Origin of the sequence: Aquihabitans sp. McL0605 (assembly GCF_049993875.1) — a bacterium.
Taxonomy (GTDB): Bacteria; Actinomycetota; Acidimicrobiia; order Acidimicrobiales; family Iamiaceae; genus Aquihabitans.
This window is the reverse complement of the sequence record NZ_CP188252.1, coordinates 2,560,924-2,582,685: the sequence shown is the minus strand read 5'-3', so window position 1 is coordinate 2,582,685 and position 21,762 is coordinate 2,560,924. Positions and strand designations below refer to the sequence as shown.

Sequence of the window (21,762 nt, the reverse complement as noted above, 5' to 3'; positions counted from 1 at the left end):
CTGACGCTCCGTCAGATCGTGGCGCCATGTTGGTCGGCGGGGCGCGCTCCCGCCACTCGGGTCGCCGCGGCGTCGAGGCGCAAAACGCACACGACCCGCCCGAAGGCGGGTCGTGCGATCGATCGGTGCGGCCGGATCAGGCGGGGCAGCCGCCGCCCTGGATGGCCTTGCCGGTGGTGCGCCAGGGCGCCCAACCGTCCTTGTAGGCGGCGTAGCTCTTGGCCGACAGCAGCTTGGCGGCTTCGGCGTTCTTGTACGGGTCCTTCATCTCGGACCAGTCGTAGCCGAGGTCGGACTTGATCCACGCCTTGTGGAGGGGCATCAGCTGGAACAGGCCAGTGGCGCCGCTCGACGTGTTCACGGCCGTGGCGTCGAGGCCGGATTCGCGCTGGGCGATCTTCTCTGCACACGCGGCGTTCTTGGAGCCCCACTCCTGGGAGATGGCGTCCTTGGCCACCAACTGGGGCGTGCAGGCTGTGGTGGCGAAGGCGATGCCCACGACGGCGACGAGGCCGATCGAGAGGCTGATGGCCTTGCGGCTCCGGCGCACCTTCTTCTCCGGCACCGAGGTGTCGGCAGAAGTGGTGTGGGCGGGGCTGGTCACGATGGGTTTGCTCCTGGATCGGCGGACCCGGCCCCACCTCGGTGGGTGGCCGCTTCCCATCAGCACGAGGCCGGCGGGAGCGTGCTGGAGGCGGAATGCCGGGGGTACCCGGATTCATCGCCAGCGACGGGCTATCGGTCGGACGACAGACTGTCGCATCCGTAACGGAAATGCAACACGGACCCCCTGTTCGTGACATTCGACCTCCAGCGTTCACAGACCGGTCCCCGCGCTGATGACCAGCCGACGGGTCACCGCATCGGCGTCGATCGGGCGGTCGGGGGGGATCGGCGGCTGGACGCGCCACCGCCCGCCGGAAGGGCGGGCGGTGGGTGCGCCGGGCTCGAGCCCGGTCTTCGGCGGAGAGGGTGGGATTTGAACCCACGGACGAGTTACCTCGTCACTTCCTTAGCAGGGAAGCCCGTTCAACCAGACTCCGGCACCTCTCCGTGTTGCGCCGCAGATCGTACACAGCCCAGCACCAACCGTCCGCCTACGATGCCGAGCGGAGCGGTGGCAGAGCGGACGAATGCACCGGTCTTGAAAACCGGCGACCCGCAAGGGTTCGAGGGTTCGAATCCCTCCCGCTCCGCCAAGCGCCCGCGCCGGCCAGCCCCTGCCCGGCAAGGGTCCCGCCCCTGGAGCCCCGGAGATCCGGTGGCCGAAGGTGGCCGCCCTGGGGACGTGGCGCCGGCTTCCCGGGGACCGCCGCAGCTCTGGCCGTCACCCCGCAGCCGGGTCCGACCCGTGACCAGACCCGGGGACGGGGTCGGTCGCGATGGGTGGGTCCTCGGGGGGTCGAGGGTCGGACAGGTCGATCACCAGCTCCTCGTCGTCGTGAGCATCGGCGGGCTCTTCGGCGAACGTGTCCAACGACTTCGCGACCAAGTCCCGCAAGCGGCCCAGCCGGGCGGCCGCCTCAGCCTCGGCCGCCCGGATCCGATCGAGGCGGACGCGGGCCTGGGCCAGCTGGTCCGCGCCGATCGTCCGCGCCTGGACCTCTGCGGCCTTCAGGATCGCCGAAGCACGGTCGATGGCGTCCGACTCGAGGCGTTCCGCCTCCAAGCGCGTGAACAGCAGCTGTTCGACGACGGCGGCCAGCTCCGCCTCGGTGTCGATGAGCGCTGCCTCCGCGTCCCTTCGACGTGCCTTCTCCAGGAGCTCCGCCTCGGCGCGGGCGGCAAAGGCCTGTTGGTCGGCGTCGGCCCGCACCTTGGCTGCTTCCATCCGGAGGTTGCTGCGGATCTCCACCGCGACCGCCTCGGCCGCCTCGACGAGACCAGCGGCTTCGATCTGAGCAGCCTCGAGGACGCGCGCGACCGCGTCGCCGGCGTCACGCCATCGGCCCCCGGTCGCGACGGCGGCGTCGACGCTCCGCCCTGGGTCTGCCGCGACCTCCCGGAGGTAGGCCTGCACCTCGTCGGGGTCATAGCCATGCGCCACCAAGGTGAATCCCCGGCGGGGCATCTCTTCCGCAGAACGAGTCATGGGGTATCGGTCTCCTCGCGCGAGGGCATGGGGGATCGGGAGCGGATCAGACGGAGCTCGGCCAGGAACTCGTCGTCGCTGATGTCGAGCAAGGACGTCAGGTCGGATGCGGCCCGACCGGGCGCAGCGGGAACTGGCGCTGGCACCCCGACGTCCGGAGGCCCTGGGTCGACCGGCACCGCAACGTCGACGGTCCGCGAGCCCTTGCGACGGGGAAGGGGGGCGGTCGGCGAGATCACCGGCACCGCGGGACCTGGCACTGGCACCGGAGCCTCCGGAACCGTGAGGTCGATGCTCGGCGAGCCCGTGCGAGGGGGCGGCGGAGCAGCCGGCGGGAGCACCGGCATCGCGGCATCTCCTCCGGCTGCGGTTGCGTCGGATGGTCTCGGGACGGCGACCGTCGCCAACGCCGCTGAACCGATGAGGGGCCGATCCTCGGCGTCGGCCTCGGTGTCAGCAACGGGGTCGGCGTGATCGTCGGGGTCAGCGACGGCGCCAGCAACGAGGTCGGCGTCGGGGTCGGCGACAGCGACGATCACGGGCTCGGCCACGATCACGGGCTCGGCCACGATCACGGGCTCGGCCACGATCACGGGCTCGGCCACGATCACGGGCTCGGCCACGATCACGGGCTCGGCCTCGATCACGGGGTCGGTGGCGTCCCGCGGGATCAGATCGGCCTCGTCCGGGTCATCGACGGCCGAGAGGCCGAGGTGGGCCTCCTCGACCCGACCGACCCCCACCGGAAACCGCTCCTCGGCGGTCCGCTCCGCCTCGAGGGCCAGAGCGACTGGATCCTGGTGGAACCCGTCCGTGGTGACGAGCACCGCCGCCCACGACAGCCCGAGCGAACGCGCCGCGAGCATGACGGGGCTGGTCGCCTCGGCCACCACGCGCCCAGCCCACTCGCGAGCCCCATCGGCCTCGGCTCGAACCACGGCGAACGTCGCCGGTGACGGGAGGGTGACGTGATCGATGGCGGCGACGTTCGCCACGAGGCGATCCGCCACCTGGCGAAGCACCTCATCGCTCCCGTCCCGCCTCGTTCGCTTGTCGGTCTCGCGGATGCCGTCGACCTGCAGGAACAGGACCGAGAGCCCGTTTCGATGCGACCCCGAGGGCTCCTCGCCGATGGCCGCGATCAGGCCATCACGAGTCGGCAACCCCGTCACCTCATCGGTGTCGGCGTCGAACGGAGAGGACGCCTGCGAAGTTCGGGCGGCGGTGAACGGCACGGACCGACGGCGCCACGGCCGCGTGGCGAGCAGGCCTCGACGCCCCGGACGGGCAGGCGCCGCGCTACCCCCATCGGAAGCGTTGGTGACGGAGGGCCTCTTCCCAGCCCAGGCGGCGTATGCGACGATGCCGATGAGCGCGACCGCGTACGCCACCGCGAACCAAGGGAACGGAGCATCGCCCGGACCGGATCGCGCCGCCGCGAGATCGCGTGCGGGCGTGGGCGTCACCCGCTCCCCGGTGACCAGCATGCGGTGCGAGTTGATGCCGAGCGGGGTGCAGGTGACCAGCGTGACGAGGTCCTTCCCCTCCTCTTGGCGGATGGTGGTGGTGTCATCCGGATCGACCACCTTCTTCCGGATGACCTCGTAGGTGATCACGCGGTCGAACGTCGTGATCGTGAAGCGATCACCCCGCTGCAGCTTGTCGAGGTGGGTGAACATCGTGGCTTGGGCCAAGCCGCGGTGACCGGTGATGACGGCATGCGTGCCCTTCCCCCCGATGGGGAGCGAGGTGCCCTGGAGGTGACCGGCCCCCTTGAGCAGGGTTGCCTGGCTCGTCCCGTGGTAGATCGGGAGGTCGACGTCGATCGAAGGGATCTGGATCCGCGCCATGACGCCGGACTCGGTGTCGAGCTGCTTCCAGTAGTCGTAGCGATCGTCGGACAGCGTGCCGGCACCGGTGGGGACGTTGGTCCTGGCGGCGATCAGCGCTCCCGCCGAGAGCGCCGCGTTGTAGGCCGCGGCCCGGCGAAGCTGGGTCTTCGCCGTCGGGTCGGCGTGGTCGACCTCTCGCTGGTAGCGGTCGACGACGGCCGCCTGGTTGAGGCGTGAGAACCACTGAGCGGTCGGCGAGTAGACCAGCGTCGTCGCGCCGAGGAACGACAAGAGGGTGGTGGCCACGAGGAGGGGCGTGGCCTTCCACCGCCGAGCTCGTGCGCCGCTCGGGCGGGCCTCGGGTCTCTCGTCGAGGGTGGTTGCGGGGGAGGTCAACACGGTCATGGGGACGGCGGACTCATGTGGGGTGGGCAACCGAAGCCGCCCACCCCACACGCGGTGCGGGTCGGGTCAGGCGGCGGTGAGCCGGTCCCGACGGCGGCTGACCACCATGGCGCCGCCCACGGAGACCAACACGAGACCGAGGCCGGTCAGCGTGAGGATGCCCGCGGCGCCCGTCATCGGGAGGAGCGGGGCGACCTGCACCGTGTTCTCGATGTCGAGGGCGGGCACGGCGACGGTGCCGTTGGAGCCCGAGTGGAGCAGGACCTCGGTGAGGGCAGCGGCACCGGTGGGGAGCACGTAGCCCGACGGGGCCTTGGTCTCCTTCAGCACGTAGCAGCGCTGCGTGAAGTCGTGGCCGGGGGCCGACACGTTGGTGACCGTGCCGTCAGCAGCAACCTCGAGCTCGGTGTCACCGACCCAGAGACCGGGGACCACGACGGCGCCATCGGCGCCGGAGGTGACCTCCAGAGGACCGGTGCCAGTCGGCACCGTGACCCGGGTCAGGTTGGCGATGTCGGCCTTGCAGCCGGCCTGGTCGGTGGTGCCCATGTAGATCTGGAACACGGCACCCTCGAGCGGGTTAGCGGCGCTCGATGCCGAGACCTTCTTCACGACGAGGCCGCCCCAGCGGGTGGTCACGACGTTGGTGGGCGAACCGCCGGGGCCGTTGGGCTGGCCGGGGGTGAGGACGAAGTCGTTCAGGTTGACGAACGCCTGGTTGTCGATGACCCCGTTGGCGTTGGCCTTTGCCTCGAACTCGAGGACCACGTTCTGGCCGGCGACGAGCTTGGCCCGGCCTGCGGCGGTGAAGGTGGCGGTGAGCGTCTGGCCGGTCCACACCGGTGTGTAGTCGGTGCCCTGGACGAACGTGGTGGTGCCGGCCTTCACGATGATCTTCGTGAGATCGGTGTTGGGGTCGAGCTTGGTGTCGAGGGTGTCGGTCATGACGAACTTGTCGTACGTCTGGCCGGTGGCCAGGGCCGGGATCTTCACCGTCACCTGGTAGGTGATGGGCGCACCGAGGGCGACACCGTTGGTGGGCTGGCGCACGATGTTCTTGCGAGGCCCTTCGGCCACGGTGTTCTTGGGGTAGACGTTCACGTCGTACACCCAGTCAGCGCCGGGAGTGGCGCCGTCACCGGGGGTCGGCAGCGTGACGATGAACGGCGTCGCCCGGTCGATGACCTGGGGCGGGGCCGCGATCTCCCGCACGAAGTACGGACCGAGGGGCAGGTCGGGTGTGGTCGCCGTGCCGGTGGCGTCGGTGGTCACCGTCTGGCAGTTGACCAGGTTGTGGCCAGCAACGGTCGAGCCGGTCTGCGCAGCCGCCAGCTGGGTGGGGGTGATGGCGTTGATGGCGTCCCAGCCGGCGTTGGTGCCGTCGAGGATGTCGACGCCGTTGATCCCGCAGTACTCGAACTGCACGCCCGCGATGGGGTTGGTGGAGGGGTTCGTCCCGGTACCCGACGGGTTCTGGTTCCCGTCTCCCGGGTTCTCGTACTTGTGGATGATGATGGACCCGGTCTGGGTCGGGTCGATCGCCGCAGCGTTGGCTGCAACCCCGGGCCCGATCGCGCCGAGCACGAGCATCGCCGAGAGGACCAGCGTCCCTCGTCGAAGCTTTTTGTGGAATGGGGTCATTTCTCTTCCTTTCCTGCGTCGCCGCACGGTGCGGCGGGAGGTCGTGTGCCCGACTGGGAGTCGGACGGGACTTAGAGCGCTCGCCGTCGGCGTTGCCAGGCGGCGAGTCCCACCGCGATGGCGAGGATCCCGAATCCGCCGAACCGGAAGTCGTCGGAGCCGATGCCGCCAGCGAGTGGAAGCGTCGGGGCGTGTTGCCGGTCGTTCGTGACGTCCGGGCCCACCGTGATCTGCGTGCTGGTTGCGACCACGATCGAGATCGGTGACGGGTTCAGGACGTAGCCCACGGGGGCCTTGGTCTCGATCAGCCGGTAGCTCCCCGGGGCGAGGCCCACCACCAGGAACTGGCCACCGACCGGGTCCGTGTCCCGCCCGGCGCAGGGGATGCCGCGGCAGTCGGGGACGTTCATGGTGGGACCCGTGGGCTGCCCGCTTCCGTCGACCGCCGTCAGCGTCCACTCGGCGCCCGCCAGGGGACCACCGCTGGTATCGACCTTGCGCCACTTGAGCCCTGCCGAGACCGGGTTCACGACCGTGGTGTCGATGAAGTGGTTCCGAAGTGTTCCGTGGGCGTCGGCCTTGACCTTGACCTGGTACGACACCTGGACCGATTGACCGCCCTGGAGCGAGCCGGTCCACGTCAGGTGCTTCGTGGCCGCGTCGTAGGCCGCCGCGCCGCGTCCGGCGGGGACGATGGCGATCGAGCCGGGAAGGAAGTCGGCCTTGTCCACGACGTCGGTCAGGTCGTCGAACCGCGAGAACGGGAGGCTGTCGACCGTGCCCGTGTTCTCGATGTTGACGGTGTAGGTGAGCGTGTCACCGGGGTCGACCACCGTTCCGTCGCCCTTGTCGACGACCTTGCCGGAGTCGATGATCGGGTGGTCGACCGAGATGTTCGGCTCGACGAGCACGTTGTGCAGCCGGCCCGTGGCCGTGGCCGTCACCCGCACCGAGTAGGTGATGGTGGCCACCGTGTTGGCAGCCATCGGGTCGGCGGACGTGGCATGCCACACGAACGACGATGCTCCTGGCGTGTAGCTCAGCGCCCCGCACGTGTTGGCCGTGGGCGAGCACGCCAAGGTGGGGGCCGTGGTCAGGTCCGCCCCGTCGACGACCCCGCTCATGTTGTCGGTGACCGTCCCGGTGGTGGCCGCAGTGCCCGTGGCGTTCGAGACCGTGACCGAGTACGTCACCGTGTCGCCGGCCTGCACCGCCGTACCGGCGGCGGGGACCGACGTCTTCGCGTAGGTCAGCACCGCGGCCTTCGGGCTGTTCGTCAAGGTGCACACGATGGCGGCACCGACGACGGGGGTGAGGGCGTAGCCAGACGGGGTCCACGGCGCGGAGCCGGGCGCCGCGACGGTGCCGGTCACCCCGCCCTGAGGGAACGGACCGGCCATCACGCCGGCCGTGTCCACGCAGCTGATGGTCACGTCGTACTGAGCGAGGTCGGCGCCGCCGGTGCCCACCTCGACGAGGTAGTAGGTGGTGGCGGCGGTCGCTGGGTCGATCGTGGTCGTCCCGGTCCCCGGGGTGATGCCCGAGCCCGAGCCTGTCGTGGTCGACGAGCCCGTCGATCCCACCACGGTGCCGTTCACGCTTCCCTGACGGATCTCCATCCGGAACTGGTCGGCGCTGCCGACGCGCGCCCCACCGAGCGCCTTCACCAACGTGAGCTTCGGAGGGGGGTTGTTCGGCGTCACGCAGGCCAGGCCGCTGCCGCCGGCACCACCGGTTCCGGTCGGGTAGCCGTTCTTCGGGTTGGTGATCGACGGTCCACCGTTTCCACCGGTGAGCTGGAAGGTCACGTTCGGCACGGCGGCCGCGGGGCACGAGGCCGAAGCCCCTGCCACCTCGAGCCAGATCCCGCCCGCGCCACCGCCGGCGCCGGATGCGCCGGCGTGGAACGTGTTCGCCGTCGGGGTGCCGCCCACGCCGCCCTTCGCTCCGAGAACGAGGGGGGCGCTGATCGTGTAGGCGCGGATGCGCATCTGACCGCCGCCGCCACCACCCGAGCCGGAGTGGCCGCCACCACCAGCCGGCGTCGCCCCCGCCCCACCGTCGGAGCGGATGGCGCTCCCACCACTGATCGTCTTGAAGTCGATGAACACGATGCCGCCGCCGGCACCACCTGGGCTGGATCCTGCGTCCTGTGAGCCAACGCCGCCGGCGCCACCCATCATCAGGCGCGGATTGGTGCTGTTCAGGTAGTGCGCCGAGTCCGGGATCGCCCCGGCGACCGCCACGTTGCCTGCGCCACCCGAGGGATAGCGCAAGCTCGGCGCGTTCAGGTTGACTCCGCCGACGCCGCCAGCACCGCCGCCGGTCCAGCTCCCACCGCCGCCGCCACCGATGGAATCGTCAGCGCCGGAGAAGTTCGAGGGGGCACCGCCGCCGCCGCCGTACGAACCGCCACCGGCGCCGGCGCTGCCCTCGTGGTTGCTGTCCGTGGCGGTCTTGGGACTACCGGGGAGACCGTCGCCACCGTTGCCGACGCCGAGCGGGCCACCGCCACCGGCCGAGGCGGACGTGGGCATCGTCGGTTGCGTTGCGACGGGACGGAGCTCCCCGCCGCCACCACCACCGTCGGTTCCACCGCCGCCGCCGCCGCTGCCCGTCGTGTCGCCGGTGCCGCCGCCACCGCCACCACCACCACCACCGATGACCCCGCCTCCACCGCCGGCCGGGCCCTGAGCGCCGCCGTAGCCGTAGTCGGCATGTTGCGGCGGCCAGAACGCATTCCCACCGTTGCTGCCGGGCGCGGCGACGCCGAACCCCCACGGATCGGAATAGGTGGTCTGGCCGGCTCCGCCGCGACCTCCGCCCGATCCCAGGCCGGTGGCGGGGTTGACCCCGCCGCCCCCGCCGAGGCCGCCGCCCCCCGCACCACCGAGGCCGTGGTCGCCGAGCGCCGAGGTGGGTGGGTTGCTCCACTCGCCACCCTTGGAGCCACGTCCGGTGGTCGAGCCGCTGCCAGATGAGAGGCTCGTGGTCATGGCGGCCGTCGGCTGGTTTGCACTGGTGAACCCCGTTGCGCTCGCATCGATGTTGGCGCTGAGCACGAGATCGTCGCCCTGGAGCGCGACGACGCCGCCGGTCGTGCCGTTCCACGGCGCGGCCGTGAGGGTGGCGCTGACCGTGGTGGTCCCGGTCGCGTAGTACGCACGCACCAGCTGCACCATCTCGGCGGCCGGGCTGTAGGTGCGGGCGACGGCCGCCAGGGTGATGTTGGAGCCGGAGATGGCGGTGATGGTCGTGTTGTCGTAGTTGCCCATGTTGGAGCCGGTCTGCACCGGTGCCACACCCGTCATCTGGACCAACATCACGTGGTCGCCGACAGCGAACGGGTTGGCAGCACCTCGCGTGGCCCCCGCCACCGTGACCGTGGTGCCCGACACCGCCGAGACCTTCTGGTAGGTGTTCACGACCCCGCTCACGGGAGCCGCCTCCGCAGCCGGGGTCACGCCGAGCTCCGGGGCCACGAGACCAACCATCAGCGCGCCCAGCACCAGTGCCGCTGCGCCGGCCGACCGGCGCCACCGTCGGGGTGAGCGCGTCGCACCCTCGGGCTGGGCTCCGTGCCCCAGTCGGGTGTTCCATGGTGTTTGCATCTGCGTCTCCTGCTCCCGGCAGCACGAGCGCTTCGCTCACCGTCGTCGCCGGAGCCCCGGAAGATGTGGGGACCCCAAGCGATGCTGCGGGTTGTTCAACGCCGCCCGATCGACGGCGATGACGCGTCCGCGCCCGAAATAGGCCGAACGACCCGCTCAACGTGGGCGCCGCTCCAGGCATCGCACCCTCCGTGATGCGCCGACCGCGAAGGCGCACCACACGTCCGGCTTGCACCAACGGGCCGGGCGTCAGGGCACCTGGAGATCGACGGGGAAGGCCACGGTGTTGTTCGTCGTGTCGGACTCGAGGAGGTGGTGCTCGGGATCGACCGTGAAGCGGACCCAGTACCGCCCTGATCGGACCCCCGTGACGTCGAGCCACTGGTCGGGAAGCTCACGCCCGTAGTAGTCGGCGAAGCCGGTGTTGATGCCCTGTTCCTTCGTCCCGCACTCGAGCGGGGGGAGGTCGAGGAACACGTCACCATCTCGCCGGGCCGGAGGGTGCATCGCAAGGATGTCGGTCAGGCAGAAGCTGACCTTTCCACTGGTGCGCAGGACGGTCGACTTGTCGGCAGAGAGCAGCTCGTAGCGCTCGAACCCCTCCATGTGGAAGTGGTGGTGGGTCGGGTGGTAGACGAACCGGCCCGCATCGTGGACCAGCACCTCCGAGCGGCCGTACACGCGCTGCTGGATCAGCTGGCTCGGTGCCCCGGGCTCGGTGTGAACTCCCACCACGTGGAGGACGCCGCCGAGGTTGGCGGTCGAGCTGGCGAACCGGAGCAGCACCCGACCGGGCCTGGTCGTGGTATCGACACGGGTGTCGGTCGGAGCGGGATAGTCGTCGCCCGACGTGGTGAGCTGGGGCACCAGATCCGGCAGCTCCAGCCCGGAGCACTGGACCTGGTCGAGGCACGGGCGGAACGACGCGACGGCGACCGCGGCTCGGTGACCGAGGGAGACGGTGAACGACTGCGACAGGCCACTCGGGTCGGGCATGTCGATGGCCGCCGGCCCCTCCATGACCGGCTGCACCCGGAGCTCGGCCGTGGTCTCGCCCGGGGTGAGGTCGTCGATGCGCGGGATCGAGAACACCCCCCGATCGTCCGTCACGACCTGGCTGAGCGGCAACGGACCCGTCGAGTAGACCCGCACCGTCCACTTCGGGAGGACCACCTCGTCCTCGTCGTGAGCGCCGTTGCGATTGCGATCTTGGAAGAGGTACCCGGAGATGCCCGTGGCGGCCGGGCGCGCGACATCGGGTGCCGCCGTCTGCGCTCCGTCGGGTCTGGTGGCGACGACCACGATGCCGGCAGCCACCAGACCCATCACGATCCCCGCCACGATCCCCGCTCGGACCGCCAGGCGATGGTTCGACCGGACCGCCGGCTTCGATCGGCTCCTCACAACGGCCCCCCGAGGCCGCGAGCGTGAACGAGCTGGCCGGCAAGTCGAGCCTCCAGCTCCTCGATCCCCGGGGGCATGGGCTCGATGCTCACGCTGAGGTCGTCGCCGTCGGCGATCGTCATCGCCCACGCGTAGTCGGAGGCGGAGTTCTCGACGAGCGCGACGATCCCCACGTTGTCGAGCGCCACCACGACCCGCGCCGCCCCCGAGGGATCGCACACCCGAGCGGACAGCTCCATGAGGAGACGAGCCCGGACGAGACCGTTGCGGCTGCGCACCTTCACGAGCAGGAGGCTGTGGGAAGCGGGGATCGGAACGGCCGGGGAGCGCTGGTACAGCACCTCGGCGGCAAGGATCAGGTGGCCGATGGTGGGCAGCCCGGTGATCGCATCCCGGAACGGAGCGGCGATCACGCTCGACACCACCTGCTCGGACCAGCCGGCGACGGCCGCTCGGATCAGCTGCCACCGAGCCCCCTCCTCCGAGAACCCTGCCACCGTGGTCAGCAGGTCCTCGATGTCGTCGAGGACCTCCGACAGCAGCCACCCGGCCTCGCAGCGGCTCCGCCCGTAGGAGTCCGCCGCCCGCTCGAGCTGATCGCCGCTCGCCACCGCCGCCACGAGCGCGCGGACCTGGCGGCTGCGCCAGTCCTTCCGATCGCGGCGATGCCGGTCCATCGCCAACTGCTCCCAGCGACCGATGATGCCCGGGCCCTCCTTCTCATCACTTCGAGACTGCACGATCCACCTCCTGCCCTTGCCCGAGTAGATGAACGTCGGCGACGGCCGAAGATGACGCACGACCAGAACCTCGGTCGGGACCTTGGCCGAAGGGCGGGCCGGATCCGAGGTGCGAGGGGCGGAGGGTGCCCATCGAATCGGGGACGGCACAACTCAGGGGAGGCAGTAGCGCGGGCGCCGTCGAGCGGCGAAGCTCGGTCGCGGGGATCGCGAGCACCGGGCTCGGTCATGGGGCGGGGCCGCGCGTGGATCCCCGCCGGTCGAGCGCGGTCAGGTAGGTGAGACCGGGGGCGCGCTGGGGTCCTGGTACAGCTCGTCGCTGTGCCCGGTGGCGACGGAGGCGGCGATCGGGCGGTAGGTGCAGATGAGCACGCCGGTGCCGGCGACCTGCGAGTCGACCAGCTCGAACGTCCGGCCGACGCCGTCGTCGGTGAAGATCCGCTTGCCGCCGCCCAGGACCACGGGCTCGATCATGAGGTTGAGCTCGTCGACGAGGCCGGCCTCGATCAGGCTGCGCACCAGGGTCACGCTGCCCATCACCGCGAGGTCGCCCCCGTCCCGGGCCCGCAGGGCCCCGATGGCCTCGAGCGCGCCGGCGCCGGGGATGACGCTGGAGTTGGTCCAGGTGATGTCGTCGGCGGTGAGGGTGCTGGTGACGACGTGCTTCTCGATGGCGTTCATCTGGTCGGCGAAGGGGTCGCCGGCGCGCTCGGGCCACGCCGCCGCCATGCCCGCGAACGTGCGGCGCCCGAACAGCAGGGCCTCGACCGTGGCGAACTTGGCCCCGATGGCGCCTCCCATCACCTCCGGATCGAAGTGCGGCAGCGACCAGCCGCCGTGGGCGAAGCCCCCATCGGTGTCCTCCTCAGGCCCTCCCGGTGCCTGGACGACTCCGTCGAGGCTCATGAACTCGCTGACGACGATCCGCACGGTGACTGCTCCTGTTGTTCGGTGGATGCTCCGACCGGTCTGACGGTCCATCGTCGCCGAACTGATCGATGGGCGCAGCCGCTTCCCGCCGAACGCGGCGTGCATGAGCGCCATCGCGCCGGAACCGCAGGTCAGGGGGGAGACGGTGGTCAGCGGTGCGTGCTCACCCCGCTACCTTGTCGCCATGAGCGCATGGGGTCCCCTCGAAGGTCTGATCGGTGAATGGGCGGGCGAGGGCGGTCTCGACCGGGCCTACTCGCACGCCAAGAACGCGGTGCTCGACACGCCGTACCTGGAGAAGGTGACGATGAAGCCGTTCGGGCCCGTCGACAACGGCAGCCAGAGCCTGTACGGCCTCGACTACAAGACCGCCATGTGGCGCGACGACGAGGAGAACCCGTTCCACACCGAGGTCGGGTACTGGCTCTGGGACGCCGCTGCCGGTGAGATCCTCCGCGGCTTCGTCGTGCCCCGCGGCATCACGGTGCTGGCGGGCGCCATCGGCGTGGCCCCCGACGCCACCACGTTCGACCTCACCGCCGAGCTGGGCAGCCCCCGCTACGGCATCTCCGAGAACGCCTACCTGGGCGCCAACGCGAGCTCGGTCGCCTACACCAGCACCATCACGGTGAACGGCGACGACACGTGGTCGTACTCCGAGGTCACGATGCTGAAGATGGCCGAGTTCGGCGAGCCGTTCTCCCACTCCGACGGCAACACGCTCACCCGCACCGCCTGACGGATCTCCTACCGGCGGCGCTCCAGGCGCGTCTCGGGCGAGCCCACGATGCGGCCGCGGATCTCGGCCAGCCACACCTCGGCGTCTCGCGTGGCGCCGTCGGCGGCCTCGCGCACGGCAGCACCGTGCTCGCCGGCCGCCGGGTACGAGCCGAGGAACTTCACCTCGTGGCCGATGGCGCGGAGCACCTTGAGGCAATCGGCGACGACGTCGTCGGCCACGTGGCCCTCGAGGTCGATCAGGAAGCAGTAGTCGCCGAGCCCCTTCTTGGTGGGGCGCGACTGCAGGTTGGTGAGGTTGATCGACCGGGCCGCGAACTGCTGGAGGATGGCGAGCAGGCTCCCCGGCGCATCCTCGTGCTGGAACACCACGAGCGACGTCTTGTCGTGGCCGGTGGGCGCCGGCACCACGGTGGGGGCCACCGCCACGAAGCGCGTCTCGTTCTCGGGGTGGTCCTCGATGTCGCGGGCCAGGATCTCGAGGTCGTAGATCGACGCGGCCAGCTCGTTGCCGATGGCCGCCACCTTGGGGTTGCCGGCCTCGGCCACCAGGCGGGCGGCCTCGGCGGTGGAGTTGGCGGCGGTGGTGCGCACCGTCGGCAGCTCCTGGAACAGGAACTGGCGGGCCTGGGCGGTGGCGTGCGGGATGGACACCACCTCCTCGATGCCGCTCAGGACCGACCCGGGCACCGACATCAGGTGCTGCTGGATGGGGATGACCACCTCGCGCTGGATCATCACGTCGACGTCGAACGCGAGCGTGTCAGAGGTGACGTTGACCGTGCCCTCGATGGAGTTCTCGATGGCGACGAAGCCCAGCTCCACCTCACCGGTCTCGGTGGCGCGCAGCACGTCGGCCATCGTGGGATAGGGCACCAGCTCGGCGGTGGCGTAGTCGGGCTGGGTGAGCAGCGCCTGCTCGGTGAAGGTGCCGCGCGGCCCGAGGAACCCGATGCGCACAGGAGCAGCGGGGGCGGACAGAGGGGTTGGCTGCGCCGGATCGTTCACGACCGTGCAGGATAGGGGTGTGGACGAGGGCACCATCCGGCGATTGCTGCAAGAGGTCCGCGACGGCGCGGTCTCCCCCGACGACGCCGTCGCCGAGCTCCGCCACCTGCCGTACACCGACCTCGGGTTCGCACGGGTCGACCACCACCGCCACGTCCGCCAGGGCATGGGCGAAGCCGTCTACGGACCGGGCAAGACACCCGACCAGGCCGCTCGCATCGTGGCCGAGCTCCTGGCTCGTTCCGACACGGCCTCGGTGGTGCTGACCAGGGCCGACGCCGCGCAGGTGGCGGCCGCGACCGACGCCAACCCGGGTGCCACCGTGTGCGGCACCACCGTGGTGTGGCGGCCGGCACCGCCGCGACCCGAGCGCGTGCTGCTCCTCACCGCCGGCACCGCCGACCTGCCCGTCGCCGACGAGTGCGCCGCCACCCTCACCGCCCACGGGTTCGTCCCGCGCCGCCTCACCGATGTGGGGGTGGCCGGCATCCACCGCCTGCTCGAGCACACCAACGAGCTGGCCGACGCCCACGCGGTCGTCGTGGTGGCCGGCATGGAAGGGGCGCTGGCCAGCGTGATCGGTGGCCTCACCGGCGCGCCGGTCGTGGCCGTGCCCACCAGCGTCGGGTACGGCGCCGGGCTGCAGGGCGTGACCGCACTGCTCGGCATGCTGGCATCGTGCGCTGCCGGCATCTCGGTGGTCGGCATCGACAACGGCTACGGCGCCGCGTGCGCGGTGACCCGCCTCCTGCTCACGCCGGGCCGCGTGCGCGCCGCGGCCGACGCCGAGCACCAGGAGCTCCACCGGTGAGCACCGCCTGGTTCCACTGCTTCTCGGGCGTGGCGGGCGACATGGCCCTCGGCTCGCTCGTCGACGCCGGTGCCGACATCGACGAGGTGCGCGAGGTGCTGCGCCGCCTTCCCGTGTCGGGCTGGGACCTCGAAGCCGAGCCCGTCCTGCGCGGGGGCATCGCCGGCACCAAGGTCCACGTGCACGTCCACGAGAGCACGGTCGTGCGCACCGCCTCGCACATCCAAGGCCTGGTGGCAGAGGCCCGCCTCCCCGAACGGGTCCAGCAGCGCGCCGCCGCCGTCTTCACGGTGCTGGCCGCCGCCGAGGGCCGCCTCCACCGCCGCCCGCCCGACCAGGTGCACTTCCACGAGGTGGGCGGCATCGACGCCATCGTCGACGTGGTCGGCACGTGCGCCGCGCTCGAGCTCCTCGAGATCGACACGATCGCGGCGTCGCCCATCGCCGTGGGCCTGGGCATGGTGCGCGCCGCCCACGGGATCATCCCCAACCCTGCCCCCGCGGTGGTGGAGCTGCTGCAGGGCATCCCCACCCGCGGCATCGACCTGTCCGTCGAGCTCACCACGCCCACCGGCGCTGCCCTCATGGCGGCGCTGGCCACCAGCTTCGGGGCCCTGCCCCCCATGACCGTCGAACGGTCGGGCTTCGGCGCCGGCAGCCGCGAGCTGCCCGACCGGCCCAACCTCACCCAGGTGGTCATCGGCCAGGCCGTCGACAAGCCCAGCACCGGCGGCCAGCCGGTCGTCCTGCTGGAGGCCAACGTCGACGACGCCACCGGCGAGGTGCTCGCCCACGCCCTCGCCGCGGTGCTCGGAGCGGGCGCCCACGACGCCTGGATCACCCCGATCGTCATGAAGAAGGGCCGCCCGGCGCACACGGTGCACGCCCTGGTCGATCCGGCGCTCACCGCGCAGGTCACCGCCGTGCTCACCGCCGAGACCGGCACGCTCGGGGTGCGCGGCAGCACCATCGAACGCTGGCCGGCCCCCCGGCACCAGGGCCGGGTCCTCGTCGACGACCTGTCCGTGCGGGTGAAGGTCAGCCCCGGCCGCGTGAAGGCCGAGTTCGACGACGCCGTCACGGTCGCCAAGCTCACCGGGCGCCCGGTGCGCGAGGTGATGCGCGCGGCCGAGCAGGAGTGGCGCGACCACGGCGACGCCCCGACCGCGCTGCACCTGGCCGAGCAGGTCGACGACCCCGAGCGCGGCCACGACCAACCCCACGACCACGATCACGATCACGACAGTGACCACGGGCACGACCACGGGCACGACCACGGGCACAACCACCCCACCTACGACTCGGGCCTGCACGAGGTGGCGGAGCGGCCCGATCCCACCGACCGACACGAGGACGACCCGGCGTGAGCGCAACGTGACCAGGGAGATGGAGCGCACCGAGCTGATCGCCCGGGAGGGGATCCGCGACCTGCTCGGCCGGTACACGTGGGCCGGCGACACGGGGCGCAGCGCCGAGCTGGCCGGCTGCTTCACCGCCGAGGGTGTGCTCGATGCCGGCGTCCCCGGCGGCGCCTGGGAGGGCCGGGCCACCATCACCGCGGAGCTCGATGCCGTGGCCGCCCGCGTGGCCGCCACCGGCGATACCCCGAGCCCGGTGAACCACCACGTGTCGAGCGTGCTCATCACCATGAACGACCCCACCTCGGCCACGGTCCGCTCGTACTTCTGCGTCTACACCGACGCCGGCGCCGATCACTGGGGCCGCTACCGCGACGACGTCGTCATGGATGCCACCGATGGCCACTGGCGCTTCGCCCGGCGCACCGTCCGGGTGACGGGCTATGCACCCGGCAGCCGGTTCGCCGACCAGGGCTGACCGCGTGATCCTGGTCGACCAGCCGATCTGGCCGGCGCACGGCCGGCGCTTCGCCCACCTGGTGAGCGACACGTCGTTCGACGAGCTCCATCGCTTCGCCATCGGGCTCGGGCTGCCCGCCCGAGCGTTCCACCGCGACCACTACGACCTGCCCGACGCGTGGTGGGCCGACGCGGTCGCGGCCGGCGCCACGGTCGTCGACTCGCGCGAGATCGTCCGCCGCCTCCGGGCCTCCGGCCTGCGGCGACGCGCCCCGCGTCCCGACCGGACGACCGGACCCCCCAGGGATCACGCGACTGAGCCGTGAGGCCCCAGGAGATCAGGCCTCGAGCGAAGCCAGCTCGCGGGTGAGGTTGGCCCGGGCCCTCGCCCGGCGCTCGACGCGGTCGGGCCCGGGCCCGAACCCGTACAGCCGGTCCACGTCGTCGAGGAACCGGCGGAGCACCCCGCTGCGGCCCACCACCCACAGGTCGTCGGGCACGTGGGCGTACTCGGCGCGCACGTCGGTGGCGTACCGGTCGTAGCGCCCGACGGGTGACGACAGGATCCACAGGTCGGCGTCGACGAGCAGCGCGCCGGACCGGTCGCCCGGCGCCACCTCGTGCCCGGCGGTGAGGCGGATCAGCCGGTCGACCTCCACGACCAGGGGATCGGAGGCCGAGCGCCCACAGGCCACCAGCTGCGCCACCGCCAGCTCAGCGCTGGCCGCCTCCGAGGCACCGGCCTCGGCGCGCACGTCGTAGACGGCGTCGTGGAAGCGGACCGCCAAGCCGACCGCCGGGCCGCCACCGTCGCCATCGCCATCGCCATCGACCGGCGCCGTGCTCGCCAGCCGCGCCGCCTCGGCCAGCACCTCCTCGACGTGCTCGGCCGTGTGGTAGCGGCGGTGGGGCTCGGCGTGGCGGGCCACCAGGTCGGCGGCCACGTCCCGGGCCCCGACGCCCCGCCCACCGATGAGACGAGCGAGATCGGCGGGCGAGAACGCGGCGCTCACCAGGATCCGTGGCTCCCGCCGCCACCGCCGCCGCCGACGCTGCCGCCGGAGAACCCGCCCGACGAGAACCCACCCGAGGAGAACCCGCCCGTGCTCGCCGGCGCCGGCACGACGTGCGACGAGGTGAACGAGTGGGCCATGGCCCCGACCATGAGCGGGCTGCTGGCCTGGATCTCCTGCTGCGGCACCCCGGCGCGCTCCATGGCCCCCTGCCAGGCGTCGGCCGCGTCGAGCGCCACCGCCCACGCCGAGTACTGCCGGATGAGGCCGTTCTTCCACGCCCACTCGACGTACTGGCCCTCGCTCTCCACCAGGAACCGGCGGAACGACTCCACCTGCAAGGCGTAGGCCGACCCGTTGGCCGTGCGGCCCGGGCGCAGCGGCGCGTACGCCACCCGGGCCACCAGCGCGGGCAGCCCGATGCCCACGACGATGCCGGTGACGATCCCGCCGACCGCCCCGAAGAGGCCCAGCAGGAAGAAGCCGAGCAGGACCAGGGGCACGCCGACGAGGAGGAGCACCAGGAAGGCGCTGCAGCCGCCGGGGTGGCCGGCCCCGCGCTTGGGCGTCCCCGACCACCACCAGCCCGATGCCTGCACCCAGTCGTCCTGCAGCTCCTCGACCTTGGTCCAGGCCGACGCGAACTGGGCGTCGTAGCTGTCGAGGTCGACCACCTCGCGGTTGCCGAACAGCTGGTCGAGGACCCCCGCGGTGACCGGATCGGCGCTGTTGGCCCTGGGCCCGCGGCTGAGCCGCGGGTGCCCGTCGTTCTCCTCGATGGTGAGCAGGTCGTCGGCCACCGCGCCCGAGAACCAGGCCGTCACGGTGCCGTCGTCGAGCTGCTCGCTGGCCACCACCGCGCCCTGCCACGGCACGATGCCCTTGGGCGGAGCGAACTCGATGGTGGTCATCTCGGCCAGCTCGGCGTCGCTCACCCGGTGGGTTGGGGCGGCGGCCGCGCCCGCGGTGGCCGCGCCGGGCACCACGCCGTGGGCGGCCTCGGCCGGACCGGTGCCGACGACGTCGTTGCCGCCCTTGCGCGCCGACCAGACGTACACCGCGCCCGCCGCGACCGCGCCGAGCGCCATGGTCCACAGCGCCACGAGCCCGGCGTGGCGCTCGCGCCGGTCGGGCAGCGGCGGGGACGCGACCGTCTCACCCGGCCCCCACGCGGTGACCTCACCGCCGATGGTGATCCCCTCGTGGGCCGCGAGCCGTTCGACGTGGACGCGCAGCGGTGCACCCGGCTCGAAGGTGCAGGCGGTGGTGGACCCCTGCTTGCCCGTGACGCAGGTCGGCTGGTCGAGCGAGATGCCGTCGAACACCACCGTGACGTCGTTGATCGGGATGTCGGAGTCGGCGCCCACGGCGTCGAGGGCGAACGTCGTCGAGGCGAAGCGGGCGTTGGGCAGCGTGTAGGAGATCACGTAGCGGTGCTGGCCGGTGACCGTGGTGTCGGGATCGCCGACGCGGATCTGGGTGCCCTGGACCGGGGCGTCGAACGGGGCCGGCGCCACGTGCACGGCGTCGGGAGCATCGGGCGACGACGCGGTGACATCGGTGGGCGTGCCGAAGTCGTTCGGCACCACCAGCTGAGGGCCGTGGCGCTGCTTGGTGCCGAAGTCCTGGTCGATGGTCTCGGTGATGCGGACCCCGTCGTCTCCGGCCGCGGAGACCACGACCTGGAGGTGCTCGATGCGCTCGGGGTGGGCGTTCTCGCCGATCAGCCCCAGCAGGGCGAGGAGCCCGACCACCAGGATCGAGGCGACGACGGCCAGGTGGGACCAGAGCTTCACGGGGCGCAGCACCCCACCAGTGTGACCGGGCGAGGGCGGCCCCCAGCGGGATCAGGTGGGAGCGGGAGCCGCCGGCGCGTCGGTGGCGGAGGCGCAGGCCTTCCAGAACGTGCGGTAGTTCGGGTACACGTACTCGGTGGTGACCCAGCCCGAGGCGACCAGCTCGCGGTGGAACGCCGGCAGGTTGCGCCACGGGATGCCCATGTCGACGTGGTGGGCCAGGTGCCAACCGGTGTTGTACGGCACGATCCAGTTCCGTGCGCCCCAGCTCTGGCGGACGTGGTGGGTGGTCCGGCGCCGGTCCTTGCTGCGCTCCATCCCGCCGTGCTCGGCGATGGCTCGCAGGCGGTTGAGCACCCGCCACACGGTCAGCCACGGGCCGAGCCACAGGAGGGGGTACACCCACCAGTTGCCGGTGGCCGCCCACAGCACCGCCCACAGCACCAGCTGCGTGCCGAGGATGCGCACGGCGAACGGGCGGCCGAGGGGCGAGCGCAGCGAGGTGAACAGCGGCTTGAGGTTCTTCCAGCCCGAGATGCCGACGGCGTCGCGGAACAGCTTGCGGCGCCACGACGAGGCCGGCACCGGGTACCCGGAGTAGAGCGGGATGTCGGGCTCACCGGGACCGAACTCGTCCTTGTGGTGCGCGAAGTGCGACCGGCGGTAGACGTCGAACGGGACGAACGCCGGGTAGTCGAGCAGCCACCGGCCGACGAGGTCGTTGGCGGTGCGGTTGCGGAAGAGGAGCCGGTGCGCCGCCTCGTGGCCGAGGATCGCCAGGCGGGCGAACATCGGGCCCATCAGCACGAACACGGCGGCGTAGGCCCACACGGCGTCGATCGATGTGGCGATGGCGAACAGGGCGATGATCGTGATCCAGAGCCAGGCCACGGTGCCGGCGTTGCGCCAGCTGGCGATGCGCCGCAGCGGCTCGCGCACCTCGGGGAGGGCCTTGCCGGTGGCCGAGAGGCGGTCGGTGGGCAGCACGTCGGGCAGCGCCGAGACCGGCGGGACCATGCCGCCCGTCGCCAGCACGCGCGCCCGGCGGGCGGGGGCGGCGCCGTCGGTCTCGTTGGCGGGAGCGGTCATGGACCCATGTTACATTCAGCCACCAGATGGCGTCCACACGTAACACCCGACCCGTCGCCGGTGGCCGGCGCCGGCTGACCGCCCGTTCGGTCCTCGCCTCCACGCTGCTCGGGCTCAACCCGCCCGAGCTCTCGGCGCGGGCGCTCGTGGGCGGAGCCGAGCTGCTCGGAGTCACCCCGGGCACCGCGCGCGTGGCCATCTCCCGGATGGTCGCGGCCGGAGAGCTGGAGCCCACGGCCGACGGCTACCGCCTGGCCGGCCACCTGCTCCAGCGCCAGGCCCGCCAGGACCTCTCCCGATCCGGGGCACGGGCGCGCTGGAACGGCACCTGGCGCACCGCGATCGTGCCGGGCGAGGCCCGGTCGGCCGCGCAGCGCACCGACCTCCGCCGGGCGATGACCACCCTGCGCTACGGCGAGCTGCGCGACGGCGTGTGGCTGCGCCCCGACAACCTGCCGCCGGGCGCGCTGGCCGCCGCAGAAGCCGTGGCCGCCCACCAGACCATCGCCGTGGTGGGGACCGTCGCCGACGAGCACGCGGTCACCGCCCGCCTGTGGGACCTGGGGGGCTGGGCCGCCGACGCCGGCGCGCTGCTCGCCGAGCTCACCCCCCTCCAGACCCGGCTCGACCGCCACGACAGCAGTGCGCTCGCTGACGGGTTCGTCGTGGCGGCCGCCGTCCTCCGCCACCTCCAGGCCGACCCGCTGCTCCCCGCCCGGCTGCTGCCCGCCACCTGGCCGGGCGATGAGCTGCGCTCCGCCCAGGGCCGGTTCGACGCCTCGTTCAAGGCCGTGCTCGGCGACTGGCACCGGGCCCGCGGCGGCACCTGAGGGCC

At 71.9% G+C, this 21,762-nt stretch carries 18 protein-coding genes and 2 tRNA genes; 7 read left to right on the top strand and 13 right to left on the bottom strand.

The window, feature by feature from the left end:
• Nucleotides 1-136: 136 nt before the first annotated feature.
• Nucleotides 137-604 (bottom strand): transglycosylase SLT domain-containing protein, encoded by a 468-nt coding sequence (locus tag ACPPVX_RS11960; RefSeq protein ID WP_426570783.1) that lies wholly within the window; start codon nucleotides 602-604, stop codon nucleotides 137-139.
• Nucleotides 605-964: 360 nt separating this feature from the next.
• A tRNA-Ser gene (locus tag ACPPVX_RS11955) sits at nucleotides 965-1,053 on the bottom strand.
• A gap of 58 nt (nucleotides 1,054-1,111) precedes the next feature.
• Here ACPPVX_RS11955 and ACPPVX_RS11950 point away from each other — a divergent pair.
• A tRNA-Ser gene (locus tag ACPPVX_RS11950) sits at nucleotides 1,112-1,199 on the top strand.
• Nucleotides 1,200-1,327: 128 nt separating this feature from the next.
• Here ACPPVX_RS11950 and ACPPVX_RS11945 read toward each other — a convergent pair.
• The 7 genes from ACPPVX_RS11945 to ACPPVX_RS11915 all read right to left on the bottom strand — a co-directional run bounded on the left by ACPPVX_RS11945 (nucleotide 1,328) and on the right by ACPPVX_RS11915 (nucleotide 12,655).
• Nucleotides 1,328-2,092 (bottom strand): hypothetical protein, encoded by a 765-nt coding sequence (locus tag ACPPVX_RS11945; protein ID WP_426570782.1) that lies wholly within the window; start codon nucleotides 2,090-2,092, stop codon nucleotides 1,328-1,330.
• Nucleotides 2,089-4,329: a class C sortase gene (locus ACPPVX_RS11940; RefSeq protein ID WP_426570781.1), complete on the bottom strand. Its 2,241-nt coding sequence runs from the start codon at nucleotides 4,327-4,329 to the stop codon at nucleotides 2,089-2,091. Before ACPPVX_RS11940 ends, ACPPVX_RS11945 begins: the two co-directional genes overlap by 4 nt.
• Before the next feature lie 66 nt (nucleotides 4,330-4,395).
• A complete protein-coding gene (locus ACPPVX_RS11935) occupies nucleotides 4,396-5,970 on the bottom strand; it encodes a SpaH/EbpB family LPXTG-anchored major pilin (protein WP_426570780.1) in 1,575 nt (524 codons plus the stop codon).
• Nucleotides 5,971-6,041: 71 nt separating this feature from the next.
• On the bottom strand, nucleotides 6,042-9,407 hold the full coding sequence (locus ACPPVX_RS11930; RefSeq protein WP_426570779.1) for a SpaA isopeptide-forming pilin-related protein: 3,366 nt from the start codon (nucleotides 9,405-9,407) through the stop codon (nucleotides 6,042-6,044).
• A gap of 423 nt (nucleotides 9,408-9,830) precedes the next feature.
• Nucleotides 9,831-10,922 (bottom strand): lysyl oxidase family protein, encoded by a 1,092-nt coding sequence (locus ACPPVX_RS11925; RefSeq protein WP_426570778.1) that lies wholly within the window; start codon nucleotides 10,920-10,922, stop codon nucleotides 9,831-9,833.
• Nucleotides 10,923-10,981: 59 nt separating this feature from the next.
• The gene (locus ACPPVX_RS11920; protein ID WP_426570777.1) at nucleotides 10,982-11,725 is read right to left on the bottom strand and encodes a hypothetical protein; all 744 of its coding nucleotides are present in this window, start codon (nucleotides 11,723-11,725) and stop codon (nucleotides 10,982-10,984) included.
• 270 nt (nucleotides 11,726-11,995) lie between these two features.
• Nucleotides 11,996-12,655, bottom strand: a complete 660-nt coding sequence (locus tag ACPPVX_RS11915) for a dihydrofolate reductase family protein (protein WP_426570776.1) — start codon at nucleotides 12,653-12,655, stop codon at nucleotides 11,996-11,998.
• A gap of 184 nt (nucleotides 12,656-12,839) precedes the next feature.
• Between ACPPVX_RS11915 and ACPPVX_RS11910 the strand changes: the two genes are divergently transcribed.
• The gene (locus ACPPVX_RS11910; RefSeq protein WP_426570775.1) at nucleotides 12,840-13,394 is read left to right on the top strand and encodes a heme-binding beta-barrel domain-containing protein; all 555 of its coding nucleotides are present in this window, start codon (nucleotides 12,840-12,842) and stop codon (nucleotides 13,392-13,394) included.
• Between the two features lie 8 nt (nucleotides 13,395-13,402).
• On the opposite strand, the gene pheA is transcribed toward ACPPVX_RS11910, so the two are convergent.
• Entirely contained in the window at nucleotides 13,403-14,401 is a 999-nt protein-coding gene (gene pheA / locus ACPPVX_RS11905) for a prephenate dehydratase (protein WP_426570774.1), read from the bottom strand.
• 19 nt (nucleotides 14,402-14,420) lie between these two features.
• Between pheA and larB the strand changes: the two genes are divergently transcribed.
• From larB to ACPPVX_RS11885, 4 genes are read left to right on the top strand one after another with little or no spacing between them, the layout of a single operon-like run.
• The gene (gene larB / locus ACPPVX_RS11900; RefSeq protein WP_426570773.1) at nucleotides 14,421-15,212 is read left to right on the top strand and encodes a nickel pincer cofactor biosynthesis protein LarB; all 792 of its coding nucleotides are present in this window, start codon (nucleotides 14,421-14,423) and stop codon (nucleotides 15,210-15,212) included.
• Entirely contained in the window at nucleotides 15,209-16,579 is a 1,371-nt protein-coding gene (gene larC / locus ACPPVX_RS11895) for a nickel pincer cofactor biosynthesis protein LarC (RefSeq protein ID WP_426570772.1), read from the top strand. Before larB ends, larC begins: the two co-directional genes overlap by 4 nt.
• A gap of 19 nt (nucleotides 16,580-16,598) precedes the next feature.
• Nucleotides 16,599-17,048: a nuclear transport factor 2 family protein gene (locus ACPPVX_RS11890; RefSeq protein ID WP_426570771.1), complete on the top strand. Its 450-nt coding sequence runs from the start codon at nucleotides 16,599-16,601 to the stop codon at nucleotides 17,046-17,048.
• Nucleotides 17,049-17,052: 4 nt separating this feature from the next.
• Nucleotides 17,053-17,355: a DUF4031 domain-containing protein gene (locus ACPPVX_RS11885; RefSeq protein WP_426570770.1), complete on the top strand. Its 303-nt coding sequence runs from the start codon at nucleotides 17,053-17,055 to the stop codon at nucleotides 17,353-17,355.
• A gap of 12 nt (nucleotides 17,356-17,367) precedes the next feature.
• Here ACPPVX_RS11885 and ACPPVX_RS11880 read toward each other — a convergent pair whose 3' ends face one another.
• Genes ACPPVX_RS11880 through ACPPVX_RS11870 form a run of 3 tightly spaced genes read right to left on the bottom strand, consistent with a single transcriptional unit; the run spans nucleotide 17,368 to nucleotide 20,927 of the window.
• Nucleotides 17,368-18,042 (bottom strand): HD domain-containing protein, encoded by a 675-nt coding sequence (locus tag ACPPVX_RS11880; protein WP_426570769.1) that lies wholly within the window; start codon nucleotides 18,040-18,042, stop codon nucleotides 17,368-17,370.
• Nucleotides 18,039-19,850, bottom strand: a complete 1,812-nt coding sequence (locus ACPPVX_RS11875; RefSeq protein WP_426570768.1) for a DUF2207 family protein — start codon at nucleotides 19,848-19,850, stop codon at nucleotides 18,039-18,041. The genes ACPPVX_RS11880 and ACPPVX_RS11875 overlap by 4 nt, the downstream gene beginning before the upstream one ends.
• Before the next feature lie 39 nt (nucleotides 19,851-19,889).
• Nucleotides 19,890-20,927 (bottom strand): fatty acid desaturase family protein, encoded by a 1,038-nt coding sequence (locus ACPPVX_RS11870; protein WP_426570767.1) that lies wholly within the window; start codon nucleotides 20,925-20,927, stop codon nucleotides 19,890-19,892.
• Nucleotides 20,928-20,953: 26 nt separating this feature from the next.
• On the opposite strand from ACPPVX_RS11870, the gene ACPPVX_RS11865 reads away from it, so the two are divergent.
• Complete coding sequence (locus ACPPVX_RS11865) at nucleotides 20,954-21,757, top strand: PaaX family transcriptional regulator C-terminal domain-containing protein (RefSeq protein ID WP_426570766.1); 804 nt, start codon at nucleotides 20,954-20,956, stop codon at nucleotides 21,755-21,757.
• The last annotated feature ends 5 nt before the right edge of the window (nucleotides 21,758-21,762 follow it).